Source organism: bacterium (assembly GCA_023135785.1).
Lineage (GTDB): Bacteria > CAIJMQ01 > CAIJMQ01 > CAIJMQ01 > CAIJMQ01 > CAZNJA01.
The window spans coordinates 1-18371 of sequence record JAGLSL010000037.1; the positions used below are offsets into that span (position 1 = coordinate 1).

The window sequence follows — 18371 nt, forward strand, 5'->3', positions numbered from 1 at the left end:
AATTGACAATAACCTATAGACGAGAACATATCGGGTTTTCTTACGCCCCTGTAAAACATATGAGTTACTCCATCTACCTCTACGCAGGCAGGGTTTAATACCGCCTGATTATCAAATTTGCTTTCCGAAACTTCAAGTATTATACCTTCGTTTTTGACTTCAATCATTCATTGGTCTCCCTTTTCTTCCCCTTTATAAATGCAATTTAGGCGTTATTCTATCATTTTTTAAGAGCGAAGATTGAATCTATGACAAAAACAACTTCGCAGATTGAATTGATTGAAAACTGCTCTTTTGAAAAATTTCACTTCCCCCCCCCCTTGTGTAAACCGATTGAAGATTTCTTGCAAAATCTTCTTCACACACTTCGGGATAAAATTCTTATCACCATAGATGATAAGAATTTTAAGTGTCCCTGACAGGATTTGAACCTGTGCATCCGGCTTCGGAGGCCGACGCTCTATCCGAGCTGAGCTACAGGGACAACATCTCCTCGCTATTGCGAGGATAAATTACCAATTACCAATTTCCAATTTCTAAACAAAATTAAAAGATTGTTTTTATAATAACCCTAATTTAAACTAAAATCCAATGCCAAGGGGATATTTTCTTGCAAAATGGTAATCTGTATGCTATATGTAGCATCTACATATGCAAAAAATACTATGTCTTGCTTTTCTGTTTTTCGTTGTTCTATTTTCTGCAAATCTTTGTGCCGATAGTTTGCCGTTTAAAGTAGTGGGAGAAGAGGTAGATTATCTGATAAAGGATGGGCTTGTCATTGCAATAGACAAAGCGTCTATTGAATATAAGGATATAAAGATTTTTGCGGACAGATTGGAAATAAATATCGATAAGGAAGAGGTCAAAGCTATCGATAACGTTTATTACGTCAAGAACAACAATACCGTTCATGCCAAGTATATGTTTTATAATCTAAAAGAGAGCAAAGGTTATATAACAGATATAGATAAGGGTTACTTTCCGCCCTGGTATTGGAAAGGAGATAGGATAGAGATTCTTTCGGGGGATGAGTTTATTTTAAGTCGAGGTAGTTTTACAACCTGCGACCACGAACATCCGCACTACCATTTAAGCTGCTCCAGCGCTACGCTTGATTTGGAAGACAAAGCCATAGCAAAAAATGTGCTTTTTTATGTAGGCGGGATACCCATCTTCTATCTCCCTTTTTATTACACTTACATGTCACATCCGCCTTACGGTTTGGTGAATTGGGTGGGATACTCCGAAGAAAAAGGATGGATGGACCTTGCTCATTATAATTGGTATGTAAATAAAAAATTCAGAGGTAGATTATATTTGGACTATATCGAAAATTTGGGATGGGGACAGGGTTTTGATATAGATTTAAAAACAGACGGCGGAAAAAATTATATATACGGATATTACATGGATGAAGACGGTCGCTTCTACGGAGGAGATAACATAAAAAGATATGGCGGAACCGCCGAAGGAAACGATAAATATAAAAGATGGAAAGGCATATTCAAGCATAAACAGCAGTGGCAAGGAGATTGGAGAAGCATGATGAGAATCGAACGGTTTTCCGATGAGAATTTCAATAAAGATTTTTTCTTTGAGGAGATGAATAAGGGAGAGGAAAGATTTACGCTAAGCCGAGACCCCGAAAATTATTTTGCGCTGGAGCAAATAAAACCTGATTATAATTCTATTTTTTACACGAATGCCGCTTTGAACGATTTTGAATATTTAGTCCAAAGACAACCGAGTATTTCTTTTACTACCAGAGAACAGGCAATCAAAAACTCGCCATTTTATTATAAGGTTGAGACAAATTATTCTCATTTTAAAGAAGCTTTCCCCGAAGAAGAAAATATAGAAGAAGACACGGAACTTGACAGGCTTGATTTATTCGCTAAGTTATCTGCTCCGCACAGGATAAATAAATGGATTACCAGCGAACCATATCTTGATTTTAGGGGAACAGGATATAGTGAGGATACGGAAGAAAAAACAGCATTTAGAACAACAGAAGGTATCGGGTGGAATTTAAGAAGCAAACTCGCAAAACAGTATGGAGATGTTCAGCACATATTCCAGCCGCAGATAGGCTATTATTATAGACCCGAGCCAAATATTCATAGAAACAAATTAATACGACTTGACCCTATAGACAGAATAACTTCTCAGAACGGGTTCTTTGTAGAAATCGTTAACCGCTTAAAGGTTCCCCAATATAAACAAACCGAAAAATATGCTCCTTACAAAGATTTAGACGAAATTTATTTAAGAGAAGCCCGTACTCCAGAATCAATTGTTTCATCTTCTATCCAATCATATCCCTATGATGACTCCAATTTAATATCGGGGTCGGATGAGACAGGCAAAACAACATACACAGAGCCATTTAATTTAAGGGTTTTTTCAAATTATTCCGTAAAAGAAGAGCAGTGGGACTATGTTTTCATAGAAAACACCCTCATTCCTACACCCGGAATATCTTTTGTTTCTGATGCCACATATACGCCACAAACAGACCAATTTGAGATTGTGAGCTCAAGTCTGGGGATAAGCAAATGGAAAAAGGTCGGCGGTTCTTTAGGATTAAGTTATTACAGGACAGAAGATTTATATCGCGCAAATGGCAATATATGGTTTGATTTGTCGCCGACTGTACAACTGCAATTTTCTACGGCATACGATATGGAAAATGAATTTATAAGAAGTAACGGCGTTTACATAAAAAAAAATCTGCACTGTTGGACAGCCGAACTACAAATGAATAATTATAAAAGAACAAGAAATGAAGACTACACCTTTGAGATTTTTCTTACCTTAAGCATAACTGACCTTTCGGGATTTAAGCTTCCTTTATCGAAAACAATAACACCCTCAAGAAATGACTAATAAATTTCCTCTTATGGATTACAAGAAACCCGACCATGTTGATTACAAAACTATTCTTAACGAAAACGAACTCGATAATTTAATAAAGAAAATTTCAGGCATATCGGAAATTGCAGTAGACACAGAAACAACCTCTGCATCCCCCACTCGCGCGAATTTAGTCGGGATTTCGTTATCTTTTAAAGAAGGCGAAGCATATTATATCCCCCTCGCCCACAGATATACCAAAGCGCCAAAACAACTTGACTTGCCAATGGTTCTGGAACGTTTAAGACCCGTTTTGGAAAATCCAAAAATTAAAAAAGTAGGACAGAATATAAAATATGATTATATTGTCCTGAAAAAAACAGGGCTTGAGATTAAAGACATGAATTTTGACACGATGATTGCATCGCACCTTTTGAATCCCGTAAGAGGAGAGCATAATCTCGCACATCTTTCTTTGAAACATTTAGGATACAAAATGTTATCTTTCCAAGAACTCGTAGGAGATAAAGAAACGATAGCCGATATAGAGATTGATAAAGTTGCTCACTATGCCTGCGAAGATGCCGATTTCACATTGAGATTAAAGAATAAACTTTTACCCTTACTGGAAAAAGAAAAACTTGATAAAATCTTTTATGACCTTGAGATGCCGCTTGTGACAATATTGGCAGACATGGAAGTAAACGGCATAAAGGTAGATAAAACATTTCTTACTCCCCTACTGAAAGATTTAAAAGAGGAAATCGGCAAAATATCAGAGGAGATTTATACATTAACGAAAGAAAGGTTTAATCTAAATTCCCCACAACAACTTTCACGTATTTTATTCAAAAAACTAAAGCTTGCTCCGGCAAAGAAATCAAAGACAGGATATTATTCAACATCTGCCTCAATACTGGAAGAGATTAAAGACAAACATCCTGCTATCGAAAAAATTCTAGAATACAGAAATATAACAAAACTTGCAGACGGGTTTGTAGAACCCCTGATTAAATATATTAATCCTAAAACAGGCAGAATTCATACATCATACTTTCAGATAGGAACATCAACAGGAAGATTAGCATCATCCGACCCGAGTCTGCAGAACATTCCAATAAAAGGCGCAAGAGGAAAGAATTTAAGGAAATCATTCATAGCAGAAAAAGGGCATGTACTATGCTCGGCGGATTATTCGCAGATAGAATTGCGAATAATAGCGCATTTTTCTAAAGATGAACTCCTGCTACGCGCTTTTAAGGAAGAAAAGGATATACACAAGGATACTGCCATGCATCTTTTTAATATCCCCGAAGAAGAAGTTAGCGAAGACGACAGAAGAAAAGCAAAAGCGGTAAATTTTGGAATAATATACGGGATAAGTCCTTATGGACTGGCGCAGGAAATGGGAATCAAACGGGAAAAAGCAGCAGAGATAATCCGAAACTATTTTTCTACTCATCCGGGTGTGAAAAAATTTATTGATGATACTCTTGAGGACACCAGAAGAAAAGGGTTTGTTACTACTCTGATGGGAAGAAAAAGAAAAATTACTAATATCAATTCTGAGAATGCAACTTTGCGCTTTCAAGCGGAAAGAGAAACCATAAATACACCAATACAAGGGACTGCTGCAGAGATTATAAAGATAGCTATGATAAAAATTAATGACAGATTTAAGGAATCCCAGCTTAAAACCAGAATGCTTTTACAGATTCACGACGAATTATTGTTTGAAGTCAGCGAAAAAGAGATAGAAGTTGTAATAGGAATAGTAAAAGAATGTATGGAGAATGCGGTTGACTTAAACATCCCTTTGAAAATATCTACAGGAATCGGGAAAAATTGGTTGGAGGCGCATTGATGCAAAAAGTTAATAGGGGTTAATATTGGTTAACATGGGTTAACAAAGGTTACTTTTGTTTTTTGCAACCCTGCCCCGCTTGCGCAAGCAGGCGGGCGTTATTAACTTTTATTAACCGTTGTTAACCTAATAGTTGTAATTAAGATGACTAAAGAACTGATTTTTGTTATTCAGAAACACGACGCTTCACGTCTGCATTATGATTTCCGCCTTGAAAAAGACGGCGTGTTAAAGAGTTGGGCTGTTCCCAAAGAACCGCCCCAAGAAATAGGCATTAAAAGACTTGCCGTTGAAGTTCCTGACCATCCTATAGACTATGCAAATTTTGAAGGCGAAATACCCGAAGGGCAATACGGAGCAGGGCTTGTAGAAATATGGGATAAAGGTTATTACATTCCTTCTAAATTTGACAGCACTGAAATAATTTTTGAACTAAAGGGCGAAAAGTTAAAAGGTATATACTGCCTGATAAAATTAAAACCAAAACTACCGCCTGATGGGAAACCACATAGGGTATCCCAGCGTAGCAAAAACTGGCTTTTTTTCAAGAAAAAAAGTTGACTCTTTTCTGTAAGAAACAATAAAACATATAAAGAACTTTTTCTATTAGGAGATTATAAAAAATGGAAAAGGTTAAGCCTAAAGACAGCAAAGTTTAAAAGAATGCTAAAAAAACTAAAACTTGCAGGCAAAGTCAAAGTGAAAAATGTCGCTATTGAAACCACTTCTTTGGACCTGATAAAAGTGAAAAACTTTCAACAGATAAGTCTTACAAAAAGGAAAAAACTGACAAATAAAGGTAAGCCCGCCTGCGGCGAAGCGGGCAGGCATTTATTTGAAAGAATTCACGACAAAAACCCTTGTATGGAACTGATGGAACAACTGGATGCTATAGATAAGAAGAGAGAAAAATTAAAAAGTCCTTGAGTTTTAAATTTAAAACCCAAGGAGTCCGAACTCTGACGTAATGTCGAAGCATCGGACCGAAAGAGATAAATAAAAAAATAGATAGTTTTACAAACTAATTTTTAAAAAGATAAATCTCTCATTATCCAAACTTAATAAAATTACATATTTGAAAACTCTCTGTGAAAACTCTATAATTTGGTGTTTTCTAATCTGTGTAATCTGTATTTGATAGTCTGTGTAATCATTATCTTAAAAGGGAGGTAATCATGCCAATAAGTAAACAATTGACAGTTTATCTGGAAAATAAACCAGGTCAACTCGCAAAATTATGTAAAGCAATAAAAGTCAATATACTCGCCATTTCAGTAGTAGATACTGCCGATACGGGAGCAGTCCGCCTTGTAGTTGATAATGTTGCAAAAGCCAGTGCCGCATTGAGAAAATTAGGATTGCTCATACATATCCGAGACGTACTTATAGTAAATTGTTCTAATAAGCCGGGAGTATTGGCAACAGTAGCAGGGAAATTGGCTAAAGCCGGAATTAATATTGATTATGCTTACGGAAGCGCTCAAAAAAAAGGGAAAGAAGCTATGTGCGTATTCTCAGTTCCTGACCCTAAAAAAGCAGACAAAATATTAAAACAATAACCAAATAAAATTACGGAAATATAGTAGATATACGGTGGAAATACGTAGTAGACAGACAATTTATTTCAATATATTTCAATGATATTTCTATCTCTAAATTACATAACAGGAGAAATACAATGCAAATCCAAGAAATAAAGGCAAAAGACCTGAATGTTGAAGAATTTATAAACCAGAAAGTACAGGAGATATCCTCAATTGTAGGAGAAGGATTGGCTATTAACGCATTATCCGGTGGCGTTGATTCCTCTGTAGTTACTATGCTGGGACACAAAGCTTTAGGTGCGCAGCTCAAGACATATTTTGTAGATAACGGCATAATGAGAGATGGTGAGCCTGAAAAAATTGTCTCGTTATTCAAGAAATTGGGTGTAAATGTAGAACTCTTTGACGGTAAAAAAGAATTCTTTGATGCATTTAGAGGTATCACTGACCCCGAAGAAAAAAGAGAAGCTGTTACACAAACATTTTATAAAGACATTTTCGGCAAATTAGTCAGAGAAAGCTCAGCAAAATATTTGTTTCAGGGAACAATTCTAACCGATGTTGACGAAACCGTGGCGGGAATAAAGCGACAACACAATGTATTTGAGCAATTAGGCATAGACCCGCAGGAAACATTCGGATATAAAATCGTTGAACCATTAATACAACTGCGGAAACCGGCAGTGAGAATGCTTGCAAAAGCACTGGGATTGCCTGAAGAAATATATGAAAGACCTCCGTTTCCAGGACCGGCATTAGCCGCCAGAGTAATAGGTGAAATTACACCGGAACGAATAGAAACGGTGAGAAAAGCCACAAAAATTACAGAAGAAGAACTATGTCAAACCGGCGCATTTCAGTATCTTGCAATTCTTCACGAAGACAGAGTTACAGGAATGCGGGACGGAAAAAGAGATTTCGGACTACAAATTGAAATAAGATGCTGGGACAGCACAGATGCCAGGACAGCCTCACCAACAAGATTGCCGCACGAAACCTTGGAAAAACTGGCAGGGAGAATAATCACAGAAGTGCCGGGTGTAGTAAGCGTTACATACAATATAACCCCAAAACCCCCCTCAACCATAGAAGCCATTTGAGATATGCAAGGAGAGAATCTTTTTTGTAAATATCTCTTTGACATCTATTTGTTTATTCTCTTATAATCAATATGATTTTATGATAAAATTTTTACAACGATTTTGGCGGAATATAAAAGATAGTTTTAAAAGTAGGAAAATTCTGTGTGATAATTGCAAATACAACTGGAGAGAAGCGTGCACAAGACCGGAAAGACCGAATGCAAAAGAATGTTCAGATTACAGAAAAAGATAGATTACAGTGATTAGATATAGGTTACGGCGATTAAAGATTAAAAACCAAATTAATATAAAGGGGATAAAATGAAATCAGATAGGATGAAAAAAGGTTTTGAAAGAGCTCCCAATCGTTCCCTTTTAAAAGCTTCAGGTTTTACGGATGAAGAAATTTCACGACCTATCATCGGTATAGCAAATTCATGGAATGAAATAGTCCCCGGTCATATACACCTTAAGGAAATTGCATCTGCAGTAAAAGACGGCATAAGAATGGCGGGCGCCACACCGATGGAATTTCAGACAATCGGCGTATGCGACGGAATAGCTATGGGTCACGAGGGGATGAAGTTTTCACTTCCTTCAAGAGAAATCGTTGCGGATTCGGTGGAGATTATGGCAAGCGCGCATCCTTTTGACGGGCTTGTGCTAATTCCAAACTGCGATAAGATAGTTCCAGGTATGCTTATGGCAGCGTTACGGTTAAATATTCCATCTATCCTTTTTTCAGGCGGACCTATGCTGGCAGGAAACTTAAGAGGAAAAGACATCGATTTGATTACGGTATTTGAAGCAGTGGGGAAAATGTCATCGGGAAAAATGAAAAATTGCGAACTTTCCGAACTTGAAGAAAGCGCTTGTCCAACGTGTGGTTCATGTGCAGGAATGTTCACTGCCAACTCAATGAACTGCATAGCTGAAGCTTTGGGTCTTGCTCCATTCGGTAACGGCACTATTCCCGCAGTAATGTCGCTTAGAAAAAGGCTTGCTAAAAAAGTCGGGATGAGAATAGTTGAACTTATAAAGAAAGATATAAAACCCAGACAGATTGCAACTATTGAAGCTTTCAAGAATGCTATCACTGTTGAAATGGCGCTTGGCAGTTCCACCAATACTGTTCTGCATTTACCTGCTATTGCTCACGAAGCGGGTATAAAATTGGAACTGGATATATTCGATAAAATATCAAGAAAAACACCGAATCTATGTCGGCTTTCTCCTGCAGGTCCGGCGCACATGGAAGATTTAGATAGAGCAGGCGGAATTCTATCGGTTATGAAAGAACTTTCAAAGAAAAAACTGTTGAACCTGAAACTTAGTGCTGTTGAAGGAAAAATAGAAACACGAGTAAAGAATGCGGAGAATTTAAATACCGAAGTCATAAGACCGATTAATAAACCATATTACAAAGAAGGTGGAATCGCCATTCTTAAAGGTAACCTTGCGCCTGACGGGGCAGTAATTAAACGTTCTGCAGTAAACGAAAAAGTCTGGACTTTTTCCGGTAAAGCAAAAGTTTTTAACTGCGAAGAAGAAGCAATGAAATCCATAATGACTAACAAAATAAAAAAAGGCGATGTGTTGATTATAAGATATGAGGGACCAAAAGGCGGACCAGGAATGAGAGAGATGCTTTCCCCTACTTCAGCAATTGCAGGCAAAGGTCTTGGAGAAAGCATTGCTCTTATTACTGACGGACGATTTTCCGGCGGTACCAGAGGATTGGCAATAGGACATGTTTCGCCAGAAGCCGCAGAAGGCGGAACAATAGCATATGTTAAAAACGGAGATATTATAGATATAAGTATACCCAAAAGACAAATTTCACTTAAAGTAAGCAGTAGCGAATTGGCAAAAAGGAAAAAAGAAATTAAAATTTTATCTCACCAGATAAAATCTCCTTTGCTTAAGAGATATTCACATCTTACAACTTCTGCAGATAAAGGCGCTATATTAAAAAGTTAGCCCCGTTAGAGATTGAGAAGATTGCTTTTTGGATATAAGATAGTATATTGTCAAATTAGTTATCGGTCAGACTTCGTCTGCTTAGACGAGTTGGCAGTTTTGTCATGCCAGAATGCTTTAATCGGGCATCCAATATGCTCATTTCTGCCTGTCTACCGACAGATAGAGATTCCCGCTTAAAGATTGCGGGAATGACACACTATCAGAAAAGCATAATGATGATTGATGGGCAGGTAAATAAATATCCGGTGTTTTTAAATCTCTAACGGGGTAAAAAGTGAGCGAAGAAGAAATTTTAAGTTTTCTGTCTAATATAGAAGAAGAAAACCAGCGATTAGATAAATTTCTCCTGTTAAAACTTGCATTTTCCCGTTCCAAAATTCAAAAACTTATTTATAATGGGAATGTAAAAATTAATAAAAAGATAGTGTCAATTCCGCATCACAAAGTAAAAGCAAATAAAACAATAGAAATTAAAATATCGGCGCTTCCACCTACTAATCTTGAAGCAGAAGACATTCCCTTAAATATCATATACGAAGACAAAGAATTGATTGTTATAAATAAACCCGCAGGACTTATTGTTCATCCTGCAGGCGAGAAAAAAAGTGGAACATTAGTAAATGCTTTGCTTAATCACTGCGGAAAAGAAATATCAACAATAGGCGGAAATGAAAGAGGCGGGCTTGTTCATAGATTGGATAAAAACACATCGGGAGTAATAGTAATAGCAAAAACCGAGAAAACACATAACGAAATTGCGCGGCAATTTAAACAAAGAGAAATTCAGAAAACATATATTGCTCTTGCCTGGGGAATTTTTAAGAATAATGACGGTGAAGTTAATACACCAATTGGTAGATCTATCGGCGATAGAAGAAAAATGAGCGTATTCTCGGCAAAGCCCAGGGAATCAACAACATTCTTCAACGTGCAGGAAAGATTTAAGGATTTTTCGCTACTTGAGGTTAAACCTAGAACAGGAAGAACACATCAAATAAGAATTCATCTTTCGTTTATAGAACATCCTATAGTAGGCGACGAAGTATATGGCGGAAAAAAACGTATATCTTCATCAAGTTTAGGTGAGGTAAAGGACAAAATTAAAAGACAGTTTCTTCACGCGTACAAGCTAAAATTTTATCACCCCATATTAAAAAAATCCGTAGAGTTTGAAGCGCCTATCCCAGAAGATATGGAATATGTAATCAAATGGGCAAGACAAAATGCAAAATAAATCCGAAATCCTAATATCCCCCGAGAAATCTGAAAGATTTCCGGGACTGAGTCCTCGGAATTTCTCTGAAATTCCAGAGGGGAAACTCAAAACAAATCCTAAATTAGAATTTACCAAATTCAAAACAGTTTTGGTTTTGGGATTTTGGTTATTGGATATTGTCTCGTATTTCGGATTTCGTGCTTCGAATTTTAAAGAAAAGTACAATGTTTAAATTATTAGATAATAAACCTATTATCCTCGCAGTCTCCCATTGTCTCCTCAACTCCAAAGTAAGAGCTAATAGGCTTTCACAACATCCTGGAATAAAAGATAAGATATTAAGGCTTGCGAAAAAATATAATGCTAAAATTGAGCAGTTACCCTGCCCTGAGTTTTTATTTCTTGGTGAAAGAGAACCAAAAACTTATGATGAGTATATAGAAATCTCAGGATTTAAAAATTCCTGCGAAAAATTAGCTAAAGATTTTATTTCTAATCTAGGAGATATTAACGAATGCCATTTAATAGTGGTAGGTATAGCAAGATCGCCGAGTTGTTCAATTTCTTATGTTTATGACAAAAATAATAACTTAAAAAAAGGTGATGGGATGTTTATACATTGTTTGCGCAAAAAAAAATCTGACAATATTATTTTTTTAGAGATAGATTACCACCAAATTGATATTTCAATTGAAAAAATAAAGATAGCTTTGGAAACTGCTTTTTGACAGAATTCTTCTATACTTCTTTAAATATCTCTTATTAATGCAATTTCACCGCAATCAGGGAATTTAGGACAACTGATACATTCTTTCCACACTTTATGAGGCAACTTTTCTTTGGGAATTTCTTTAAAACCTAAACCTTTAAAAAATTCAGGCACATAAGTAAGAGCAAAAACTCTTTCGAGTCCCAATTGAGGCGCATCTTTTATACATAAATTCACCAAGTTCTTGGCTATCCCTTTGCTCTGCCAATCTTCTTTTAAGGCTAAAGATTTTATTTCACCCAAATCTTCCCAACACGAGTGAAGCGAACAACACCCTATTATTTCTCCTTCGTCTTCGGCAACGAAAAAATCTCTCACGTTGTCATATAGTTCAGCCAAAGAACGAGGAAGAAGCACTTCTTTAGCGCTAAAGTATTCCAACAATTTGTAAATAGGTATAACATCTTGAGTTTTGGCTTTTCTGATTTTCATGTCTTATTATTTCACACTTAGAAATAAATGGAAATACGGTGAAATATATCGATATACATTGCCTGAAAGCTACTGTATTTCCCAGTTTCATTATTCTTTACTTAAAATCACAGGTCCGTTTTTCATTATAGCAATCGTATGCTCAAAATGACAAGCCAAAGAATTATCCAACGTAATAGCAGTCCAACCATCATCCAGCACTTTAACTTCCCATGTGCCTTGACTAATCATTGGTTCAATAGCAAAGACCATTCCTTCTTTTAAAAGAGGACCCGTGCCGGGTTTACCAAAATTCGGGATCTGAGGTTCTTCGTGAAGTTGCTTTCCGATTCCATGTCCCACAAAATCTCTTATTACTCCATATCCTTTATTTTCAACAAAGGACTGAATTGCCCACGATATGTCAAAAAGATAATTACCTGCCCTTGCTTTTTCTATACCTTTATAAAGCGCGGTTTGGGTAACATCAATAAGTTCTTTCGCATCGTTGTCTATTTCTCCGACTGGATAAGTAATTGCCGCATCGCCATAATAATTTTTAAGTTTTACCCCAAGATCTATACTGACTATATCGCCATTTCCCAAGATTCTTTTTTCGGAGGGGATACCGTGCACCACTTCCTCGTTTATCGAAGCACAGATAGATGCGGGATATCCCATATAACCTTTAAACGCAGGAATTGCGCCTTCTTTTTTTATTAAATCTTCCGCGAAAAGATCCAATTCTTTTGTGTTTACTCCGGGCTGAATTATTGTTTTTATCAACTTAAAAATTCCTGCGATTATCTTATTAGCTTCACCGAGAATTTTTATTTCTTCTTTTGATTTAATTGGAATCATTTTGAAAAAATTATAGATATAAATTGAAATGCAATGGAAATAAATGGAAATAAATTGCCTCACTACAATGTAGTTCTATAATATTTCTACATATATCCATTATATATCCACCGTATTTCTATCATACTTTTCATTTTTAATATTTGCATTGTCATTATTATTAAGCTTATCCAAATACGATTCATCTATCAAAACTATGCGTGGTTTCACACCTTGAGGCGGGCCTATTATTCCTTGTTTTTCCATAAGGTCAATTAATCTTCCTGCCCTGGCATATCCTATGCTCATTCTTCTCTGAAGATGCGAAGCAGATGCTTGGCCGCTTGCCAAAATAACTTTTATAGCATCTTTAAAAAGCGGATCTTTTTCTGCCGGCAATACAGGTTCTTCCTTTTTATTAACTTTATCCAATTTAAAACTTATTTCGCTAAAATCCGGTTTGCCCATTTTTTCAAGATATTTTACGACTCGCTCAATTTCATCTTCGGCAACAAAAGGTCCCTGCACACGAATAGGCTTGCCGCCGGCGGCAAGATAAAGCATATCTCCTTTGCCTAAAAGTTTATCAGCTCCCATTTCATCAAGCACAGTCCTTGAGTCTACCCTGGATGATACCTGGAAGGAAATACGATAAGGAAAATTTGCTTTTATTACACCGGTTACCACATCTACCGAAGGTCTTTGAGTAGCCAAAATAAGATGAATACCCGCCGCTCTTGAAAGTTGAGCAATCCGCATAATCATCTCTTCGACTTTCCTTGAAGCCACAACCATAAGGTCAGCCAATTCGTCTATTATGACAACAATATAAGGCATCTTTTCGCTGTCGTTTTTTTCCTGATGCATCTTTTCATTAAATTTTTCGATATGTCTTACGCCCATTTCCGCAAGCTTTCCGTACCTTGTTTCCATTTCTTCCACTATCCACTGTAAAGCGGCAGGAGCTTCTTTCGCCATTGTTACTATCGGAGCAAATAAATGCGGTATCTGCGAAAAAGGCGCAAGTTCTACCATTTTAGGGTCAATAAGTAGAAATTTTACTTCATGCGGATAAGCATTACAAAGTATAGATGAAATTAATGAATGCAAACAAATTGTTTTTCCCGAGCCGGTAGTTCCCGCAATCAAAATATGAGGCATCTCTTTTAAATCGGCAACAAGAGGATTGCCTCTTATGTCCTTACCTAAAGCAACCGCAAGCTTTGATTTTGCGCCTAAACTTGCAAACTCTTTTGATTGAAGGATTTCCTTCAAATATACAAGACGAGAAGTGGGATTGGGAATTTCAATTCCCATAACAGCTTTACCTGGAATAGGAGCTACAATTCTTACCGAAGGCGCACGAAGCGCTAAAGCAATGTCGTCTGATAAGGAAACAATGCTTTGAACCTTAACACCAACACCCGGTTCCAACTCATAAGAAGTGATAACAGGGCCTTTCTGAACACTGGTTACTTTTGCCTCAATGCCAAATTCCAAAAGCACTTTTTCTAATTTTTTAGAATTATCATAAATATAAGAATCATCCGTCAGTTTTGCCGCAGGCGAATCATTAAGCAAAGAAAGAGGAGGAAGAGCAAATAAAGAACTGTCTATATCGCGCTTTTCTCTTGCTTGAAAAAGTTCGGGGATAAATTTTTCTTCTCCCTTGTCTTTATAAATTTTAGCAGGTTCAGGTGCTTTGATCTCGGGTATGGTTTTTATGCTTTCTTCTTTAATCAAAATATCGGATTTTGATATGGAAGGAATTGTCGCTTTTTTCTGTATTGCCAGCGGTTTTGTTACTCTGTAACTTTTCAACCTTTTAACTTTTTGCAACAGGAAAAAATAAAAGTTTTCATACGAGGATATAAGAATAACGCCTGCAACAAAAGTAATAGTTGTTATTATATATGTTCCGATGCCGCCAAAAAATTTAAGCATTGCAGAAGATAACAAATGACCTATTATTCCTCCTGCAAATTTAATTTCACCTTCTATAAACAGACCCTTTAAAAAAACACTGCCAATTCCCTTAAGAGCAAAGAAAACAGTCAAAGAGATAAGCAAAACAAAACAGCCGATTATTCTGGAGCTGATATGTGTTTCATAACGCGAAAAAAAATGAAGACAAATTAAACCCAACCCTAAAAAAACCACCAGATACGCCAATACTCCAAAAAGAGAGTAAAGCCCAAAACCCATCCAAGCCCCAACTATGCCTATCATGTTTTGGGCAGGGTAATTGGGCGGATTCTGAAGAATGCTTAAATCGGCGGGAGAGAAAGAAATTAAACTCAAAAACAACATGACAACCATACCCAACAGTATAATACTTGCTATTTCGCTTTTATATTGCATTTATAAATTATTAAATTGTTTCACAAACCATAGAATTACACAGCATCTATCGGTGTCAAAAACACTATTAACTCCCGAACTATTGCTTCTCTTTATAATTCCATAACCGCCTTACCTCTATGCCATATAAAAACCAAGAACAGGAGAATTTATGTCTTTTTTTATCAAGAATACTTAAAAAGTATGTTACCATATCTGTTTCCTAAAAAGAAAGGCGAGGAAGCAATTCATTGATTCCCCGCCTTTATCCAAAGAAAGTATATATCTCTATTTTATTACTTAAACTGTCAATATAAACTTAAGAAACCTCAAACACAGCTTAAAACTGTTTTAAAAACAGCTGATTGTCTATCACTCACATACATCACTGCACCAAGTACAATCAACATCATCACAATCATCGGGATATTCATTAAAATTAGCTCCATAGCTAATGTATTTTATACTGCAACTTACTCCCAAAATAGGCATTTACATCATGGCAATGACTAGACAAATAAATATCCCTTATATAATTATTAGAATATTGGTCGCATTTTAGAAATGTGTAGTTTGCATCATATAGAACAATTCTCCATCTATTGCCATAAACTTTGTTATTGATAAATTAATTGGGCTCGCTTCTCCAAACACTTAATCCCTACCCTTGATACTTATTGCTATTTTTCAGGAGATTATTTTTTACAATATTATCATGTCCAGTGTCTACTATCAGAATAAAAAATGCGGGAAAGCGATAATATCTTTCCCGCATTAGCTTCAAAAATTTATATCTACTCTTGGCTTAATTTATCCATTAATTCGTCAGGTATATCAAAATTCGCATAGACATCCTGAACATCGTCATGCTCTTCCAACGCTTCCACAAGTTGCAATATCTTTCCCGCGGATTTTTCATCCGCAACAGGGGTAGGATTTTCGGGTAACATCTCTATTTTTGCGGAAATTATCTGGATATTTTCATTCTTAAGCGCTTCTTTAACTTTGTTAAAATCTTCCACTCTTGCAATCAAGGCGCACTCTTCGTCTTCCATTCTGAAATCTTCGGCTCCGGTGTTTATAGTAATTTCCATTAATTCTTCTTCGTTAAACTTCTCTTTCTTTTCTTCAGTCTTAAATATGGACATTGTTGCAACACCTTTCTTTTTGAAAAATCTCATCGCAGCACCAGGAGCAGCGAGATTGCCACCAAATTTAGAAAATATGTGTTTCATCTCAGAAGAAGCCCGATTTTTGTTATCAGTTATCATCTCTATTATAAAAGCGATTCCCCCCGGCCCATATGCTTCATAAGTGCATTGTTCAAGAGTAATACCCGGTAGCTCACCCGTACCTTTTTTTATTGCGCGGGTTATATTTTCCTGTGGCATATTGACTTCTCTTGCCGCATCCACTGCAGATCTTAACGCGGAATTCATGCTAATATCGCCACCGCTACGCGCGGCAATTGTAATCTGCTTGCCTAAACGGCTGAAAACCTTGCCTCTATGCGCATCAGCCTTACCTTTTTTGTGTTTTATACTCGCCCAATGACTATGTCCTGACATTTTTACCCTCCTAATTAAAGATTACAATAAATTACTAATATCTAATTTCCAATACCTAATTCCCTAAAAATTTTATCGTTGAGCATTTTAAAATTAGAAATTTATTAGAAATTGGGAATTCTTTGCTTGGCATCTTATATTATTTCTTCGTTTCACTTTCCTCGATAATTTTCTTCGCTATATGAGCAGGTGTTTCCTCATAACAGGAAAATTTCATCTGAAATGTCCCTCTTCCTTTTGTAATAGATTTAAGCGTAGATGAGTACCTGTGCATTTCTCCAGAAGGAATTAGCGCTTTTATTATTCTCGCATGTTCTTTAACTTCAATGGTAAGGATTCTTCCCCTTCTTGCATTTATATCGCCTGTAACATCTCCGACATATTCTTCGGGCAAAGTTATTTCTACTTCTGTTATCGGCTCTAAAATAGTCGGCTTTGCCTTTTTGACCGCATCTCTGAAAGCCATCGAACCGGCAATCTGAAACGCTATATCCGAAGAATCGACAGGATGAAAACTGCCGTCATAAACACTAACCCTTATATCAGTAACAAGATAACTTGTAGTAACGCCTTTTACCAAAGCTTCTCTTACCCCTTTTTCCACTGAAGGTATAAACTTTGAAGGAATTCTTCCGCCAACTACTTTATTAACAAATTCAAACCCCTTGCCTCTTGGTAAATGTTCAACTTCCAACCATACATCCGCATATTGTCCATGTCCGCCGGTTTGTCTTTTGTATTTACCTTGAACTTTAGCGGAGCCCTTAATCGTTTCTCTGTAGGATATTCTTGGTTCCTTGAAGTCAACATGCACTCCAAATTTATGTTCCAATCTTTTAGCAACCGTTCCCAAATGAAGCTCGCCCATTCCCGAAAGCACAATTTCACTAAATTCTTTACTTAAACTAACTTGAAGGGTTGAATCCTCTTTGCATAATTTATCCAAAGCAAAACTAAGCTTTTCCTCGTCTTTTATTTCTTTAGGAACAACGGATACAGAAGTGTTGGGTTGAGGAAATTCTAGTAATTTCAAAGAAACACTATCTTTAACGCCGGACAATGTATCTGAAATTTTTACGGATTTTAGCTTAGCTATTCCTGCAATCTCGCCTACTCCTACACTCTCTACTTCATCTTTTGTATGTCCTTTAATAATCTGAAATTTCTGTCCAAATTTTTCTTCTGTGCCCTGTGACACATTATAAACCAATGAACCTGCAGCAAAATTGCCCGAGAACACTCTAAAGAGCACAACATCTCCCAAATGCGGTTCAGAAACTACTTTAAAAACCTGGGCAAGCGATTCTTTTTTATCGACAATATTTATATCTTTATCGTCTTTATCCAAAACTTTCCTTTCAGTGGGATTGGGGAAAAACTCGATCAAAAATTTAGCCAATAAATCAATTCCTATATCCAAATAGTTGGAACCACACATAATCGGGGATATCTTTCCCTGTTTTATACCTACCCCTAATCCCTTTTTTATTTCGTCAGAAACCAGCTTACCTTCCTCTAAATATTTTTCCAATAAAATGTCATCTGTTTCGGCCACATTTTCCATTAGCTTTTCTCTAAAACCGGAGAATTCCCCGGAAATACTTTCAGATTCTTCTATTAAATCAATAACCGCTTTAAAAGTTTTTCCCTCTATTTGAGGTGCTTGAACAGGAACAAATTGTGCTCCTAATTTTAATTGAATTTCATTTAATATTTTAGGAAAACTTGCCTCTTCTCTATCCATTTTGTTAATAAAAATCAATCTCGGCAAATTCTTTTCTCGAACCATATTCCATATCTGCTCTGTTTGAACTTCAATGCTTCCGGTAGCATCTATGACAAAAACCGCGCCGTCAACGGCATCCAAGGCGCTAATTACTTCGCCTACAAAATCGGGA

At 36.6% G+C, this 18371-nt stretch carries 15 protein-coding genes and 1 tRNA gene; 10 read left to right on the forward strand and 6 right to left on the reverse strand.

Going from position 1 to position 18371, the window contains the following annotated elements:
• Positions 1-410: 410 nt before the first annotated feature.
• Positions 411-484 (reverse strand) — tRNA-Arg (locus KAS42_03195).
• Between the two features lie 167 nt (positions 485-651).
• Between KAS42_03195 and KAS42_03200 the strand changes: the two genes are divergently transcribed.
• From KAS42_03200 to KAS42_03245, 10 genes are all read left to right on the forward strand, one after another.
• Positions 652-2889, forward strand: a complete 2238-nt coding sequence (locus KAS42_03200; GenBank protein MCK4905234.1) for a hypothetical protein — start codon at positions 652-654, stop codon at positions 2887-2889.
• Positions 2882-4720: a DNA polymerase I gene (polA, locus tag KAS42_03205; protein ID MCK4905235.1), complete on the forward strand. Its 1839-nt coding sequence runs from the start codon at positions 2882-2884 to the stop codon at positions 4718-4720. Before KAS42_03200 ends, polA begins: the two co-directional genes overlap by 8 nt.
• A gap of 144 nt (positions 4721-4864) precedes the next feature.
• Positions 4865-5281, forward strand: coding sequence for a 3'-phosphoesterase (locus tag KAS42_03210; GenBank protein MCK4905236.1), 417 nt, complete (start codon positions 4865-4867; stop codon positions 5279-5281).
• A gap of 102 nt (positions 5282-5383) precedes the next feature.
• Entirely contained in the window at positions 5384-5647 is a 264-nt protein-coding gene (locus tag KAS42_03215) for a hypothetical protein (protein MCK4905237.1), read from the forward strand.
• Positions 5648-5895: 248 nt separating this feature from the next.
• Positions 5896-6279 (forward strand): ACT domain-containing protein, encoded by a 384-nt coding sequence (locus KAS42_03220; GenBank protein ID MCK4905238.1) that lies wholly within the window; start codon positions 5896-5898, stop codon positions 6277-6279.
• 119 nt (positions 6280-6398) lie between these two features.
• Positions 6399-7364, forward strand: coding sequence for an ExsB family transcriptional regulator (locus KAS42_03225; protein MCK4905239.1), 966 nt, complete (start codon positions 6399-6401; stop codon positions 7362-7364).
• A gap of 303 nt (positions 7365-7667) precedes the next feature.
• A complete protein-coding gene (ilvD, locus tag KAS42_03230; protein MCK4905240.1) occupies positions 7668-9326 on the forward strand; it encodes a dihydroxy-acid dehydratase in 1659 nt (552 codons plus the stop codon).
• Between the two features lie 104 nt (positions 9327-9430).
• Positions 9431-9592 carry a hypothetical protein gene (locus KAS42_03235; GenBank protein ID MCK4905241.1) on the forward strand — a complete coding sequence of 54 codons (162 nt, stop codon included), beginning with the start codon at positions 9431-9433 and terminating at the stop codon, positions 9590-9592.
• A gap of 38 nt (positions 9593-9630) precedes the next feature.
• Positions 9631-10563, forward strand: a complete 933-nt coding sequence (locus KAS42_03240; protein MCK4905242.1) for an RluA family pseudouridine synthase — start codon at positions 9631-9633, stop codon at positions 10561-10563.
• 206 nt (positions 10564-10769) lie between these two features.
• Positions 10770-11273, forward strand: coding sequence for a DUF523 domain-containing protein (locus KAS42_03245; GenBank protein MCK4905243.1), 504 nt, complete (start codon positions 10770-10772; stop codon positions 11271-11273).
• Between the two features lie 20 nt (positions 11274-11293).
• Here the strand turns inward: KAS42_03245 and KAS42_03250 are convergent, their stop codons facing one another.
• From KAS42_03250 to KAS42_03270, 5 genes are all read right to left on the reverse strand, one after another.
• On the reverse strand, positions 11294-11746 hold the full coding sequence (locus tag KAS42_03250; GenBank protein MCK4905244.1) for an N-acetyltransferase: 453 nt from the start codon (positions 11744-11746) through the stop codon (positions 11294-11296).
• A gap of 90 nt (positions 11747-11836) precedes the next feature.
• Complete coding sequence (gene map, locus KAS42_03255) at positions 11837-12586, reverse strand: type I methionyl aminopeptidase (protein MCK4905245.1); 750 nt, start codon at positions 12584-12586, stop codon at positions 11837-11839.
• A 99-nt stretch (positions 12587-12685) separates the two neighbouring features.
• Positions 12686-14926 carry a DNA translocase FtsK gene (locus KAS42_03260; protein ID MCK4905246.1) on the reverse strand — a complete coding sequence of 747 codons (2241 nt, stop codon included), beginning with the start codon at positions 14924-14926 and terminating at the stop codon, positions 12686-12688.
• A 773-nt stretch (positions 14927-15699) separates the two neighbouring features.
• The gene (locus tag KAS42_03265) at positions 15700-16473 is read right to left on the reverse strand and encodes a YebC/PmpR family DNA-binding transcriptional regulator (GenBank protein MCK4905247.1); all 774 of its coding nucleotides are present in this window, start codon (positions 16471-16473) and stop codon (positions 15700-15702) included.
• Positions 16474-16612: 139 nt separating this feature from the next.
• The coding region (locus tag KAS42_03270; GenBank protein MCK4905248.1) for an elongation factor G at positions 16613-18371 on the reverse strand (1759 nt) is incomplete at its 5' end.

Bases quoted from the DNA above. Each gene is read 5' to 3' on its own strand.
- KAS42_03200 (MCK4905234.1), top strand. From the start codon at position 652: ATGCAAAAAATACTATGTCTTGCTTTTCTGTTTTTCGTTGTTCTATTT.
- polA (MCK4905235.1), top strand. From the start codon at position 2,882: ATGACTAATAAATTTCCTCTTATGGATTACAAGAAACCCGACCATGTT.
- KAS42_03210 (MCK4905236.1), top strand. From the start codon at position 4,865: ATGACTAAAGAACTGATTTTTGTTATTCAGAAACACGACGCTTCACGT.
- KAS42_03215 (MCK4905237.1), top strand. From the start codon at position 5,384: ATGCTAAAAAAACTAAAACTTGCAGGCAAAGTCAAAGTGAAAAATGTC.
- KAS42_03220 (MCK4905238.1), top strand. From the start codon at position 5,896: ATGCCAATAAGTAAACAATTGACAGTTTATCTGGAAAATAAACCAGGT.
- KAS42_03225 (MCK4905239.1), top strand. From the start codon at position 6,399: ATGCAAATCCAAGAAATAAAGGCAAAAGACCTGAATGTTGAAGAATTT.
- ilvD (MCK4905240.1), top strand. From the start codon at position 7,668: ATGAAATCAGATAGGATGAAAAAAGGTTTTGAAAGAGCTCCCAATCGT.
- KAS42_03235 (MCK4905241.1), top strand. From the start codon at position 9,431: ATGCCAGAATGCTTTAATCGGGCATCCAATATGCTCATTTCTGCCTGT.
- KAS42_03245 (MCK4905243.1), top strand. From the start codon at position 10,770: ATGTTTAAATTATTAGATAATAAACCTATTATCCTCGCAGTCTCCCAT.
- KAS42_03250 (MCK4905244.1), bottom strand. From the start codon at position 11,746: ATGAAAATCAGAAAAGCCAAAACTCAAGATGTTATACCTATTTACAAA.
- map (MCK4905245.1), bottom strand. From the start codon at position 12,586: ATGATTCCAATTAAATCAAAAGAAGAAATAAAAATTCTCGGTGAAGCT.
- KAS42_03260 (MCK4905246.1), bottom strand. From the start codon at position 14,926: ATGCAATATAAAAGCGAAATAGCAAGTATTATACTGTTGGGTATGGTT.
- KAS42_03265 (MCK4905247.1), bottom strand. From the start codon at position 16,473: ATGTCAGGACATAGTCATTGGGCGAGTATAAAACACAAAAAAGGTAAG.